This window comes from Saccharopolyspora cebuensis, assembly GCF_039542665.1.
GTDB classification, from domain to species: Bacteria; Actinomycetota; Actinomycetes; order Mycobacteriales; family Pseudonocardiaceae; genus Saccharopolyspora; species Saccharopolyspora cebuensis.
On the sequence record NZ_BAABII010000006.1, the window covers coordinates 237199 to 249943 of the forward strand.

Annotated in this window: 9 protein-coding genes; 4 read left to right on the top strand and 5 right to left on the bottom strand. The window is 72.6% G+C overall.

The window, feature by feature from the left end:
- Positions 1-112 precede the first annotated feature (112 nt).
- Complete coding sequence (locus tag ABD976_RS12785) at positions 113-640, top strand: YceI family protein (RefSeq protein ID WP_345362366.1); 528 nt, start codon at positions 113-115, stop codon at positions 638-640.
- A 53-nt stretch (positions 641-693) separates the two neighbouring features.
- Here the strand turns inward: ABD976_RS12785 and ABD976_RS12790 are convergent, their stop codons facing one another.
- The 3 genes from ABD976_RS12790 to ABD976_RS12800 form a co-directional block, all read right to left on the bottom strand.
- Positions 694-1173, bottom strand: a complete 480-nt coding sequence (locus ABD976_RS12790) for an HIT family protein (RefSeq protein ID WP_345362578.1) — start codon at positions 1171-1173, stop codon at positions 694-696.
- Positions 1174-1253: 80 nt separating this feature from the next.
- Complete coding sequence (gene thrS / locus ABD976_RS12795) at positions 1254-3272, bottom strand: threonine--tRNA ligase (RefSeq protein ID WP_345362369.1); 2019 nt, start codon at positions 3270-3272, stop codon at positions 1254-1256.
- Positions 3273-3417: 145 nt separating this feature from the next.
- On the bottom strand, positions 3418-5517 hold the full coding sequence (locus ABD976_RS12800) for a putative bifunctional diguanylate cyclase/phosphodiesterase (protein ID WP_345362372.1): 2100 nt from the start codon (positions 5515-5517) through the stop codon (positions 3418-3420).
- Positions 5518-5951: 434 nt separating this feature from the next.
- Here ABD976_RS12800 and ABD976_RS12805 point away from each other — a divergent pair, with 434 nt between their 5' ends.
- Together ABD976_RS12805 and ABD976_RS12810 are read left to right on the top strand one after the other, a co-directional pair.
- The gene (locus ABD976_RS12805) at positions 5952-7304 is read left to right on the top strand and encodes an FAD-dependent oxidoreductase (RefSeq protein WP_345362375.1); all 1353 of its coding nucleotides are present in this window, start codon (positions 5952-5954) and stop codon (positions 7302-7304) included.
- Between the two features lie 187 nt (positions 7305-7491).
- Positions 7492-8952, top strand: a complete 1461-nt coding sequence (locus tag ABD976_RS12810; protein WP_345362378.1) for an aldehyde dehydrogenase (NADP(+)) — start codon at positions 7492-7494, stop codon at positions 8950-8952.
- Between the two features lie 22 nt (positions 8953-8974).
- Here the strand turns inward: ABD976_RS12810 and ABD976_RS12815 are convergent, their stop codons facing one another.
- The gene (locus ABD976_RS12815; protein ID WP_345362381.1) at positions 8975-9826 is read right to left on the bottom strand and encodes a putative RNA methyltransferase; all 852 of its coding nucleotides are present in this window, start codon (positions 9824-9826) and stop codon (positions 8975-8977) included.
- Positions 9827-9992: 166 nt separating this feature from the next.
- On the opposite strand from ABD976_RS12815, the gene ABD976_RS12820 reads away from it, so the two are divergent.
- Positions 9993-11402, top strand: coding sequence for a lipase maturation factor family protein (locus ABD976_RS12820; protein ID WP_345362384.1), 1410 nt, complete (start codon positions 9993-9995; stop codon positions 11400-11402).
- A gap of 112 nt (positions 11403-11514) precedes the next feature.
- On the opposite strand, the gene ABD976_RS12825 is transcribed toward ABD976_RS12820, so the two are convergent.
- Positions 11515-12744 (bottom strand): class I SAM-dependent methyltransferase, encoded by a 1230-nt coding sequence (locus ABD976_RS12825; protein ID WP_345362387.1) that lies wholly within the window; start codon positions 12742-12744, stop codon positions 11515-11517.
- Position 12745: the final 1 nt, after the last annotated feature.

Below are 12745 nucleotides of genomic sequence, written 5' to 3' on the forward strand. Positions count from 1 at the left end.
GACCTGCGGGCACCGGTGGCCCACCGGTCCGGTGAGGTCGGACACAAGCCGGAATCGGCGGCGCCGCAACGGGGTTCGTCCCCACGAAAACCCCGACGAACGAGGAGGCAGCATGACCACGACCGAGCAGGTCCCGGGTTACACCGTCGGCACCTGGGACATCGACCCGGTCCACTCGGCGATCGAGTTCTCGGTGCGGCACATGGGCGTGGGCAAGTCCCGCGGCCGGTTCCAGAGCTTCCGGGGCGAGATCGTGACCGCCGAGAACCCGCTCGAGTCCTCGGTCACCGCCACCATCGACACGAACTCGGTCGACACCGGCAACGCCGACCGCGACGCGCACCTCGCCAACCCGGACTTCCTGGACAGCGAGAACCACCCCACCGCCACCTTCCGCTCCACCGCGATCCGCGCGGACGGCGACGACTACGTGATCGAGGGCGAGTTCACCCTCCACAGCGTCACCAGGACCATCGCGCTGGAGACCGAGCTCGGCGGCATCACCGAGGAGGGCGTGCTCGGGCTGTCGGCCGAGACCACCCTCAACCGCACCGACTTCGGCGTCGGCCCCGACGGCGGCGCCATGGTCGGCGAGAAGGTCAAGCTGACCATCGAGGTCGAGGCGCAGCTCCGGAGCTGAGCGCCCGCCCGTGCGGGGCGCCCTCGTCCGGCCGGGACGAGGGCGCCCGCGCCTCAGTCGAGTTCGCGCCAGCCCTCCGCCAGCAGCTCCCAGGTCTCCCCGAGGAGCTGCGGCAGCACCTTCGTGTGGCCGATGACCGGCATGAAGTTGGCGTCCCCGCCCCACCTCGGCACCACGTGCTGGTGCAGGTGGGCGGCGATGCCCGCGCCCGCCACCGGCCCCTGGTTCAGCCCGATGTTGAACCCGTGCGGACCGGACACCGCCCGGACCACCCGCATCGCGCGCTGGGTGAACGCCGCGACGGCGGCCGTCTCCTCGGTGGTGAGGTCGGTGTAGTCGGCCACGTGCCGGTACGGCAGCACCATCAGGTGCCCGGGGTTGTACGGGTACAGGTTGAGGATCGCGAAGACCAGCTCCCCGCGCGCCACGATCAGCGTGTCCCGGTCCGGCGCCGCCGACTCCAGCAGCACGCAGAACGGGCAGCCCTCGCTGTCCTGCCCCACCGGCTTGTTCTCGCCCTGGACGTAGGCCATCCGGTGCGGCGTCCACAGCCGTTGCAGGGCGTCGGGCACGCCGTAGCCCCGCTGCTCGGTCACGTCCACGCCCTCGGGATTCACGCGGGCTCCACCACCGGGAAGTTCTCGGCGGTCGGCGAGGCGTTCTCCCGGCGCCGCACCCAGCCGGTCAGCGCGGCGACCGCGTCGTCCACCGGGACGCCGTTGATCTGGCTGCCGTCGCGGAACCGGAACGACACCGCGCCGGACTCCACGTCCTGACCGCCCGCGAGGAGCTGGAACGGCACCTTCTGCGTGGTGTGGGTGCGGATCTTCTTCTGCATCCGCTCGTCCCCGGCGTCGACCTCGACCCGGAGGCCCTCGGCGCGCAGCCGGTCGGCCACCTCGCGCAGGTGCTCCACGTGCTCGTCGGCGATCGGGATGCCGACCACCTGCACCGGCGCCAGCCAGGCCGGGAAGGCGCCCGCGTAGTGCTCGGTGAGCACCCCGAAGAACCGCTCGATCGACCCGAACAGCGCCCGGTGGATCTTGATCGGCCGCTGCTTGCTGCCGTCGGGGGCGGTGTACTCCAGGCCGAACAGCTCCGGCAGGTGGTAGTCGACCTGGATGGTCGACATCTGCCAGCTCCGGCCCAGCGCGTCGCGGGCCTGCACCGAGATCTTCGGGCCGTAGAAGGCGGCCCCGCCCGGGTCCGGCACCAGCTCCAGCCCGGAGGACGCGGCGGCCTCGCGCAGCGCCTCGGTGGCCAGGTCCCAGCTCGCGTCGTCACCGACGTACTTCTGCTCGTTGCGGGTGGACAGCTCCAGGTAGAAGTCCTCCAGCCCGTAGTCGCGCAGCAGGTCGAGCACGAAGCCCAGCAGCGACTTCAGCTCCTCCTGGAGCTGGTCGGGGGTGCAGTAGATGTGCGCGTCGTCCTGCGTCATGCCGCGCACCCGGGTCAGCCCGTGCACCACGCCGGACTTCTCGTACCGGTACACCGAGCCGAACTCGAACAGCCGCAGCGGCAGCTCCCGGTAGGACCGGCCCCGCGAGCGGTAGATCAGGTTGTGGAACGGGCAGTTCATCGGCTTGAGGTAGTAGTCCTGGCCGGGCTTGCGCACCTCGCCGTCCGCGTCGAGCTCCTCGTCGAGGTGCATCGCCGGGAACATCCCGTCCTTGTACCAGTCGAGGTGACCGGAGGTCTTGAACAGCGCGTCCTTGGTGATGTGCGGCGAGTAGACGAACTCGTAGCCCGCCTGCTCGTGGCGCTTGCGCGAGTAGTCCTCCAGCTCGCGCCGGATGATGCCGCCCTTGGGGTGGAACACCGGCAGCCCGGAACCGACCTCGTCCGGGAAGGAGAACAGGTCCAGCTCGGCGCCGATCCGCCGGTGGTCGCGGCGCTCGGCCTCGGCCAGCCACTCCAGGTGCTCGTCGAGCCGTTCCTTGGACTCCCACGCGGTGCCGTAGATCCGCTGGAGCTGCTGGTTGCTCTGGTCGCCGCGCCAGTAGGCGGCGGCCACCCGCATCAGCTTGACGGCCGGGAGGTAGCGGGTGTGCGGCACGTGCGGTCCCCGGCACAGGTCGCCCCAGACGACCTCGCCGTGCCGGTCCACGTTGTCGTAGACGGTGAGCTCGCCGCCGCCGACCTCCATCACCTCATCGGTGTCCACATCGGACTTGAGGTCGACCAGCTCCAGCTTGTAGGGCTCGTCGGCCAGCTCCGCGCGGGCCTCCTCCACCGAGTCCAGCCTGCGGCGGGAGAACTTCTGCCCGGACTTGATGATCTGCTTCATGCGCTTCTCCAGCGCGCGCAGGTCGTCCGGGGTGAACGGGCGGTCCACGTCGAAGTCGTAGTAGAAGCCGTCCTTGACCGGCGGGCCGATGCCCAGCTTGGCGTCGTCGAAGGTGTCCTGCACCGCCTGGGCGAGCACGTGCGCGGCGGAGTGCCGGATCACGCCGCGGCCGTCCTCGGAGTCGGCGGGCACCGCCTCCACCTCGACGTCGGACTCCGGCGCCCAGGACAGGTCGCGCAGCTCACCCGCGGCGTCGCGGACCACCACGATCGCCTCCGGGCCCTTGTTCGGCAGGCCCGCCCCGGCGACCGCCTCGCCCGCGGTGGTGCCCGCCGGAACCTTCACCCGGAGAGCTTGCTGGGCTGGCGAAGGCTGAACGGACACGGTCACTCCTCGGATGGAGCCGGTCACCGACCGGCAGCGGATACCCTTCGACCCGATGCTATCGGCCGGGGTCCGGAGGCCGCGTCGCAGCTCCCGACCAGGGTGATCAGGAGCGCTGCGCCACGACCAGCTCCTCCAGCTCCAGGGCCGACACCAGACCTCCGGTGCACTCCCCGGAGACGCTCGACACGCCGACCGCCTGCAACCGCTCGGCCTGCTGGTCGGTGCGCACGTCGGTGGCGACGACCGGGATCCGCACCAGGCCCGCCGCGCCGACCGCGGCCTTGACCAGGAAGTCGTGGATCGGGTCCGGACCCGCCGGGTCGGCGAAGCTGGCCAGGTGCGGCCCGTTGATCTGCAACGCCTGCAACGGCAGGTCCTTCAACAACGGTACCCGCGTGTAATCGTCGCCGTAGTCGTAGAGGACCAGGCCGATGCCCATGTCGGCGAAGATCTCCAGGGTGTCCACCGGGTCGCCCTGGTGGTCGAACAGCGCCACCTCCGGCATCCCGAGCGCGAGCTGCTGCGGCGCCAACCCGGTCTTGCGCAGCACCCGCTGCACCTCGGCGACCAGTTCGGGATCGCGGCAGTGCCGCAGCGACAGGTCCATCCCGGCGATCGGGGCGTCGGCGCCGAGCCGCTGCGTCCAGCGCGCCGCGTGCTCGCACACCCGTTCCAGCATCCAGCTCCCGAGGCGGGTGATCAGGCCGGTCTCCTCGGCGACCCCGAGGAACTGCTCGGCGGAGAGCTCGCCGAACTCCTCGTGGTCCCACTGCACCGTGGCGGTCGCCCCGGTCAGCTTGCCGTCGGACAGCCGCCGGACGGGCCGGTACTGCACGAACAGCTCGTTCTGGTCCAGCGCGGCGGGCAGCGTCGCGGAGAGCTTGAACCGGTCCCGGGCCGCGGCGGTGTGCTCGGAGTCGAACAGCACCCACTGCGCCCGGCCGTCGCGCTTGGCCCGGTACAGCGTGATGTCGGCGTCGCGCAGCAGCACCTCGGCCTCGGCGCCGACCACCTCGCGCTCGACCACGCCCACGCTCGCCGACGGGCTCAGCTCGTGGGTGCCGATCCGCACCGGCTGCTGGACCTCCCGCAGCATCCGCTCGACGAACTGGATCAGCGGGGTCGCGCCGTGCGAGTCGGGCAGCAGCACGACGAACTCGTCGCTGCCCAGCCGCGTCGCCTCCGCGCCCTCCAGCTCGGCCATGGCCCGCAACCGCTGCGCGACCTGGCGCAGCAGCGCGTCGCCGATCTCCTGGCCGAGGCTGTCGTTGATCGCCTTGAAGCCGTCCAGGTCGACGTAGCACAGCCCGACCCGCCTGCCCCGGTACGTCGGCTCCAGCGCCTGGTCGATGCTGCCGCGCAGGAACGTCCGGTTGCCCAGCCCGGTCAGCGTGTCCACGGTGGACTGCCGCCGGAAGTGCTCCTGCAGCAGGTGCCGGTCGGTGATGTCCTCGTACTGCACCACCTGGTACTGCGGGGCGCCGTCGCGGTCCCGGACCAGCGAGGCCGTCACGGCGGTCCAGACCTGCGTCTCGTCGGCGCGGGTGAACCGCAGCTCCGCGTGGAAGGTCTCCTGATCACCCGCGACCAGCCCGGCCTCGACGTCGTCGAGCTCGGCCACCCAGTCCTGGTCGCACAGGTCGAAGATGGTTCCCGCCAGCAGCTCCTCCTCGGAGCGCTGGAAGATCTGCGCCATGGCCGGGTTGACCTCGTCGATGCCGCCGTCCAGCCGCACCACGGCCAGCCCGAGCACCGACGTCTCGAAGACGGCCCGCGACTTCGCCTCGCTGGCCCGCACCTTGTCCTCGGCCGCGTCCCTGGCGTGCAGCACGGCGACCTTGATGACTTCCTGCTCGTCCAGGGTCTGCTCCCGCAAGCGTCCGGAGAATCCGGCGGCGATGTCGGCGAGCACCGCGTGCAGCCGGTGCGCGTCCAGGCCCGGGAACAACCGGGGCAGCTCGGCGCCGAACAACCGCAGCGTGCTGGACAGCGCCGCCGGGTTGGTGAAGTGGATCTGGACCAGTTCGGCGCCGAGTTCCAGCGCCGCCGGGCCCGCGGCGGTGCCGGTGAGCTCCGCGCGCAGGCGTTCGAAGCAGCCGCCGAGCCGGTCGTCGAGCTCGGCGCTGCTGGCCGGGACGTAGCTGGTGTGGACGATGCCGCGCTTCCAGCGCCGCACGAAGTCCGCCACCGCCGTCCCCGTCACGGCGTACGGCCCCTCGCGCGGCGCGGTAGCGCGCGCCCGCCCGGAGCCCGGCCCAGCGGAGATCTGCGTGCCGACACCTGCACCCTCCTGCGGCTGGTCCACGTCCGCCTGACATCTCCTTGATCCTCGATGGGGTGCTGGGCGTTACCCGTTCGCGGGGTCCAGCGATGATCGGGAGGCATCCTACTGAGGTCGTCGCGGTTTGGCCACGGAGCGCAGTCGGCTCGGCACGTCGGGCGCCGCCGATCTCCGCTGAGAGCATTGTCACCGGTCCGGATGCCGGGATCCCGGGTAAGGGGTACCTAAGCTTGGTGCTGACTTCCGCGCACGTCCGCCGACGTGCCAGCGGCCCGGGACCGCCGGCGAGCCGGGACCTGACGATGACGCGGGTCGACCGGTCGCGGGTCCACCGCAGTACACCAGGAGGAGAGCGCATGACCCGCCCGTTGCGAGTGGCGATCGTCGGAGCCGGCCCGGCCGGCGTCTACGCCGCCGACATCCTGACCAAGTCGGATGTCGCGGTCGACATCGACCTGCTCGACCGGATGCCGGCCCCCTACGGGCTGATCCGCTACGGCGTGGCACCCGACCACCCGCGCATCAAGGGGATCGTGAGCGCCCTGCACCGCGTGATGCAGAAGCCGGAGATCCGCTTCCTGGGCCACATCGAGTACGGCGTCGACATCAAGCTCGACGACCTGCACCGGCACTACGACGCGGTCCTGTTCGCCACCGGGGCGGACAAGGACCGGGTGCTGGAGATCCCGGGCGCCGACCTGCCGCACAGCTACGGGGCCGCCGAGTTCGTCTACTGGTACGACGGCTACCCGGAGGCGCCGCGCGACTGGACCCTGGACGGGGAGCAGGTCGCGGTGATCGGCGCGGGCAACGTGGCGCTGGACGTCGCCCGGGTGCTGGCCAAGCAGGCCGACGACCTGCTCAGCACCGAGATCCCGGACAACGTCTACCGCGGGCTCAAGGATTCCCGGGTCACCGACGTCCACCTGTTCGCCCGGCGCGGCCCGGCGCAGGCCAAGTTCACCCCGCTGGAGCTGCGCGAGCTCGACCACCAGCCCGGCGTGGAGATCATCGTGCACCCGGAGGGCTTCGAGCTCGACGAGGCCAGCGAGGAGTCCATCCGGTCCAGCAACCAGGTCAAGAGCATCGTCAAGACGCTGCAGGACTGGGCGCTGCGGGACCCGAAGCACGACACCCCCCGCAGGCTGCACCTGCACTTCCTGCGCGCCCCCGCCGAGGTGCAGGGCACCGACCGGGTCGAGGGCGTGCGCGTCGAGGTGATGGAGCTCGACGGCACCGGCGGCGTCCGGGGCACCGGCGAGTTCGAGACCTGGCCCGCGCAGCAGGTCTACCGCGCGGTGGGCTACCTGAGCTCACCGGTGGCGGGCATCCCGTTCGACCACGCCAGCGGCACCGTGCCCAACGACGCGGGCCGGGTGCTGGGCCTGGACGGCGAGCCGATGGCCGGGGTCTACACGACCGGCTGGATCAAGCGCGGCCCGGTCGGTCTGATCGGCCACACCAAGGGCGACGCGCTGGAGACGGTGAACAACCTCCTCGCCGACCGCGAGTCGCTGGCCGCCGCCGAGGAGCCCGACCCCGATGCGGTGCTGCGGCTGCTGGAGGAGCGCCAGGTCGAGTACACGACCTGGGAGGGCTGGGGACGGCTCGACGCGCACGAGCGGGCGCTCGGCGAGTCCGAGGGCCGCGAGCGGGTCAAGGTGGTGCCGCGCGAGGACATGGTCCGCATCTCCCGCGACCCGTCCTGACCACCACCTTCTCCTTTTCCGAGTGGGGGCACCTTCACCCGGCATAGTCGGGTGAAGGTGCCCCCACTCACCATCCTTCCGGGTGAGGTGGGCGTGGCTGACGTCATGTCGAACACTGTGCGACCAGTCGTCGGTGATCCGTATTACGGTGTGGGCGGCAAGCTCCCGCCGAGCCGAAGGATGCACGGTGATCCCGGAAACCACGCACGAAGAACTCGACACCGTCCTGACCCGCGCCGCCGAGGCGGCCGAACCGTTCGGCGCCCTCGCGCCCGCTGACCGCGCCCGCCTGCTCAACGCCGTGGCCGACGCCCTGGACGCGGCCGCCGCCGAGCTCGTCCCGCTGGCCATCGCCGAGTCGAACCTCTCCGAGGGGCGGCTGACCGGCGAGCTCAAGCGCACCACCTTCCAGCTCCGGATGTTCGCCGAGGTGCTCGACGAAGGCCGCTACCTGGAAGCGACCATCGACCGCGCCGACCCGGACTTCGCGCTCGGCCCCAAGCCCGACCTGCGCCGGGTGCAGCTGCCGATCGGCCCGGTGCTGGTGTTCGCCGCCAGCAACTTCCCGTTCGCCTTCTCCGTCGCCGGGGGCGACACCGCCTCGGCGCTGGCCGCCGGCTGCCCGGTGGTGCTCAAGGCCCACCCCGGCCACCCGGAGCTGTCGGTGCGCACCGGTGAGGTCATCGTCGAGGCGCTGCGCGCCGCCGGTGCCCCGGAGGGCGCCTTCGCGGTGGTGCTCGGCGTCGAGACCGGCACCCGCGCGCTGACCGACGAGCGGGTCAAGGCCGCGTCCTTCACCGGCTCGGTGCCCGGTGGCCGGGCGCTGTTCGACATCGCCGCCCAGCGCCCCAAGCCGATCCCGTTCTTCGGCGAGCTGGGCAGCCTCAACCCGGTGTTCGTCACCCCGGCGGCGCTGGAGGAGCGCGGCGCCGAGCTCGCCCAGGGCTACGTGACGTCGTTCTCCGGCAACGCGGGCCAGCTCTGCACCAAGCCGGGCGTGCTGCTGCTGCCCGCCGGGCACGGCCTGGACGAGGAGCTGGCCGCCGCCACCCGGAACGTCGGCCCGCACCGGCTGCTCAACGAACGGCTGCACGGCGGTTACTGCGACCGGCGCGCCGCGGTGACCTCGGTGCCCGGCGTGCGGGTGCTCGCCGAGGGCAGCGCGCCCGGCGACGCGGCCGAGGGCGCCACGCCCACCCTGCTGGAGACCAGCGCCGAGACGCTGCTCGCCCACCGCGACGAGCTGCTGGAGGAGGTCTTCGGCCCGCTGTCGGTCGTGGTGACCTACGGCTCCGAGGAGGAGCTGCTGGAGGTGGCCGCGGCGCTGGAGGGCAACCTCACCGCCACCGTGCAGCACGCCGAGGACGAGACCACCGACCTCGCCCGGCTGCTCGGCGTGCTGCGGGAGCGGGCCGGTCGGGTGCTGTGCAACGGCTGGCCGACCGGGGTGTCGCCGTCCCCGGCGATGCAGCACGGCGGCCCCTACCCGTCGACCACCGACGCCCGGTTCACCTCGGTGGGCACCGCCGCGATCGACCGGTTCCTGCGGCCGGTGACGTTCCAGAACACCCCGCAGGAGCTGCTGCCGCGGCCGCTGCGCGACGACAACCCGTGGGGCGTGCCGCAGGCGGTGCACGGACCCCGCTGAGCCGGAGCCGGGTACCGGCGGGTCACCCGACCCGGCGGTACCCGGCGACCTCGACCGAGGCGGTGGCCGCGATCGGTTCCGGCAGCGCGGCGAGCCGGTCGCGCAGCTCCCCCTCGTCGAGGTGCCGGGCGCTGGGACCCATCGCGACGACGGCTTCGGCATCGGCCCGGGACAGCTCCAGCGGGAACTCCAGCCCGTGCCGCTCGACGAGCGCGAACCGGTCCGCGAGCTGCTCGGAGAGCCGCTCCCGCTTGCGGGCGTCCACGCTGATCAGGCCGAGCTCGGCGACCAGCCCGGACAGGTGGCCGGAACCGGGCGTGACCACGACCAGGTGGCCGCCGGGGCGCAGCACCCGGTGCAGCTCGGCGGCGTTGCGCGGGGCGAACACGTCCAGGGCCGTGGAGATGGCGCCCTCCCGCACCGGCAGCCGCTGCCAGGCGTCGGCGACCACCGCGCCGATCCGGCCGGGGGCCTTGGCCGCCCGGCGCGCGGCGTACTTCGAGGCGTCCAGCGCGATCCCGGACCCCTCCATCCCCGATCTACCGGGCAGCTCCGCCAGCGCGCGGGAGAGGTGGTGCCCGGTGCCCGCGCCGACGTCCAGCAGCGTCCCGCCGGTGTCGAGGGCGGCGACCAGCCGGGCCACCGCGTCGGCGATCGGCGCGTAGTGCCCCGCGTCGAGGAAGGCGGTCCGCGCGGCGACCATCGCGGCGGTGTCCCCGGTCCCGGTCCGGCTGCCCGCCGACAGCAGGCTCGCGTACCCCTGCCGGGCGATGTCGAACGCGTGACCGCGCGCGCAGCGCAGGCCGCCGTCCGCCCTGGTGAGCTCCGCCGCGCAGTGCGGGCAGGCCAGCGCGGACAGCACGTCGTCGAGCACCGCGCACCCCCACCCCGGAACGTCAGCCCACCCAGGACCGTCAGCCCACCCCGGGCCGTCAGCGCCGATCCTAGTGCCGTGCCGAGGCCGCCCCGCGCAGCGGTGCGGGTGGCCGGACCCCGGCGGGTGAGCACTGAGAACGGCCCGCGCCGGGTACGTCGACGGCATGACGTGGGACTGGCTGGCGCTCCCGGACTACTGGTACGCGCGGCTGGCGGTGACCCGCCTGCTCGCGGTCGTCTACCTGCTCGCGTTCCTCAGCGCGGCGCTGCAGTTCCGCGGCCTGCTCGGCAGCCGCGGGCTGACGCCGATCCCGCGCTTCCTGGCCCGGGTGCCGTGGCGGCGCTCGCCGAGCCTGTTCCACCTGCACTACTCCGACCGCGCGTTCGCCGGGGTCGCCTGGACCGGGGTGGTGCTCAGCGCCCTCGCCGTGCTCGGGCTGCCGGACCTGCTGCCGCTCGGCGGGTGGCTGGGTTACTGGGCGCTGCTTTGGGTGCTGTACCTGTCGATCGTCAACGTGGGCCAGATCTGGTACTCGTTCGGCTGGGAATCGCTGCTGCTCGAAGCGGGTTTCCTCGCGGTGTTCCTCGGCCCGGCGCACCTGGCGCCGCCCGCGCCGGTGGTGTGGCTGCTGTGCTGGCTGGTGTTCCGCGTCGAGTTCGGCGCCGGGCTGATCAAGCTGCGCGGCGACCCGGTGTGGCGCGACCTCACCGCGCTGCACTACCACCACGAGACCCAGCCGATGCCGGGACCGCTGAGCCGCCGGTTCCACCTGCTGCCCGGACGGCTGCACCGGGTGGAGGTGCTGGCCAACCACGCGGCGCAGCTCGTCGTGCCGTTCGGCCTGTTCGCACCGCAGCCGGTGGCCACGATCGCCGCCGGGATCATCGTCGTCACCCAGCTCTGGCTGGTGCTCAGCGGCAACTTCGCCTGGCTCAACGCGCTCACCATCACCCTGGCGCTGGCCGCGGTGGCACCGGTCGGCGGCGGGCCGGTCACCGCCGCGCCGCCCACGTGGTTCGCCGTGCTGCTGCTGGTGCTGACCGCCGGGTTCGTCGTGCTCAGCTACTGGCCGGTGCGCAACATGCTGGGGCGCGGCCAGGTGATGAACCGCAGCTTCAACAAGCTGCACCTGGGCAACACCTACGGCGCGTTCGGCAGCATCACCCGGACCCGCTACGAGCTGGTCGTCGAGGGCGCGCCCGGGGAGGACGGGCCGTGGCGGGAGTACGAATTCAAGGGCAAGCCCGGCGATCCCCGCCGGCGACCGCCCCAGGTCGCGCCGTACCACCTGCGGCTGGACTGGCAGTTCTGGTTCCTGGCGCTCTCGCCCACCTACGGCCGGGGCTGGCTGCCGCGGTTCCTGGTCGCGCTGCTGCGCGGCGACCGGCACGTCCTCCGGCTGCTGCGCGGCAACCCCTTCCCGGACGACCCGCCGGGCGCGGTGCGGATCCGGATGTACCGCTACCGCTTCGCCGACCGCGCCGAGCACCGCGCCACCGGCGCCCACTGGGTCCGCCACGAGGTCGGCGAGTTCGTCCCGCCGACCACCCTCGACGACCTCACGAGCCGCTGACCCACCGGCACCCCCGTCCGGCGGTCCCCCGGAAAACCCGTGAGTGAGGGGCACCCTGTACCAAGTCACGTGGTGCAGGGTGCCCCTCACTCAAGAACGAAGCGCCGGTGCGTCACCAGTTCGGGCGAAGTGGCATGGCCGAGACGTACTCGTCGAGCTTGACGCCGAGGACCTGGTGCAGCTGCACCACGTTGCGCTCGAAGCCCAGGCGGCACGCGGCCATGTAGAGCCGCCACACGCGCGCCCGGGACAGGCCCACCTCGGCGACCGCGTCGTCCCAGCGGTGTTCGAGGTTGGCCGACCAGTCGGCGAGGGTGAGCGCGTAGTGCTCCCGGAGGTTCTCCTCGTGGCGCACCTCGAAGCCGTGGTCGTTCATCGCCGACACCAGGGCGCCGACGGGTTCCAGCTCGCCGTCCGGGAACACGTAGCGCCCGATGAACTTGCCCGGCCGCGACCCGTGGCTGCCGTCGGGACGGGTGATGCAGTGGTTGAGCAGCCGACCGCCGGGGCGCAGCTTGTCCGCCAGCGACGAGAAGTAGCCGGGGAGCTGGGCGGCGCCGATGTGCTCGGTGAGGCCGATCGAGCTGACCGCGTCGAACCCGGATTCGGCGACGTCGCGGTAGTCCAGGTGGCGGACTTCCGCGAGGTCGGCCAACCCGCGTTCGGCGATGGCCTTCTGCGCCCACTGCGCCTGCTGCCGGGACAGCGTCACGCCGAGGGCCCGGACCCCGTACTGCTCGGCGGCGTGCATGACCATGCCGCCCCAGCCGCAGCCGACGTCGAGCAGCCGCATCCCCTCGGCGAGGCCGAGCTTGCGGGCGACGAGGTCGTGCTTGGCGTGCTGGGCCTGCTCCAGGGTCGCGCCCGCCTCCGGGTACACCGCGCAGGTGTAGGCCATCGACGGCCCGAGCACCCACTCGTAGAACCGGTTCGACACGTCGTAGTGGTAGGACACCGAGCTGCTGTCCCGCGCCTTGGAGTGCCGCCAGCCGCGCGGCCGGTGCTCGACCGCGGGCACGCCGACCGGCCACCACAGCCGCATCGGGGCGAGCCGGGTCATCAGCTCCCAGCGCAGCTTCGGCGGGATGGCCTCCAGCGTGACGGCCGGGAACGCCGACAGCGCGGCGTGCATGTCGCCGTGGACCTCCAGCGCGCCGGTCACGTAGGCGCGCGCCAGCCCCAGCTCCCCCGGCGCCGCGGCCAGGTGCGCGATCGCCAGCGGCGACCGGATCTCCACCGCCACCGGCGCCCCGGGCGTGCCCGCCCGGCTCCCGTCGTACGCGCGGATCTCCACCGCGACGTCCTCGCCGAGGATGCGCGGGAACAACTCCGCCCAACCCATC

Coding starts and splice junctions, on each gene's coding strand:
- ABD976_RS12805 (WP_345362375.1), top strand. CDS start 5,952: ATGACCCGCCCGTTGCGAGTGGCGATCGTCGGAGCCGGCCCGGCCGGC.
- ABD976_RS12785 (WP_345362366.1), top strand. CDS start 113: ATGACCACGACCGAGCAGGTCCCGGGTTACACCGTCGGCACCTGGGAC.
- ABD976_RS12820 (WP_345362384.1), top strand. CDS start 9,993: ATGACGTGGGACTGGCTGGCGCTCCCGGACTACTGGTACGCGCGGCTG.
- ABD976_RS12825 (WP_345362387.1), bottom strand. CDS start 12,744: ATGGGTTGGGCGGAGTTGTTCCCGCGCATCCTCGGCGAGGACGTCGCG.
- ABD976_RS12790 (WP_345362578.1), bottom strand. CDS start 1,173: ATGGCCTACGTCCAGGGCGAGAACAAGCCGGTGGGGCAGGACAGCGAG.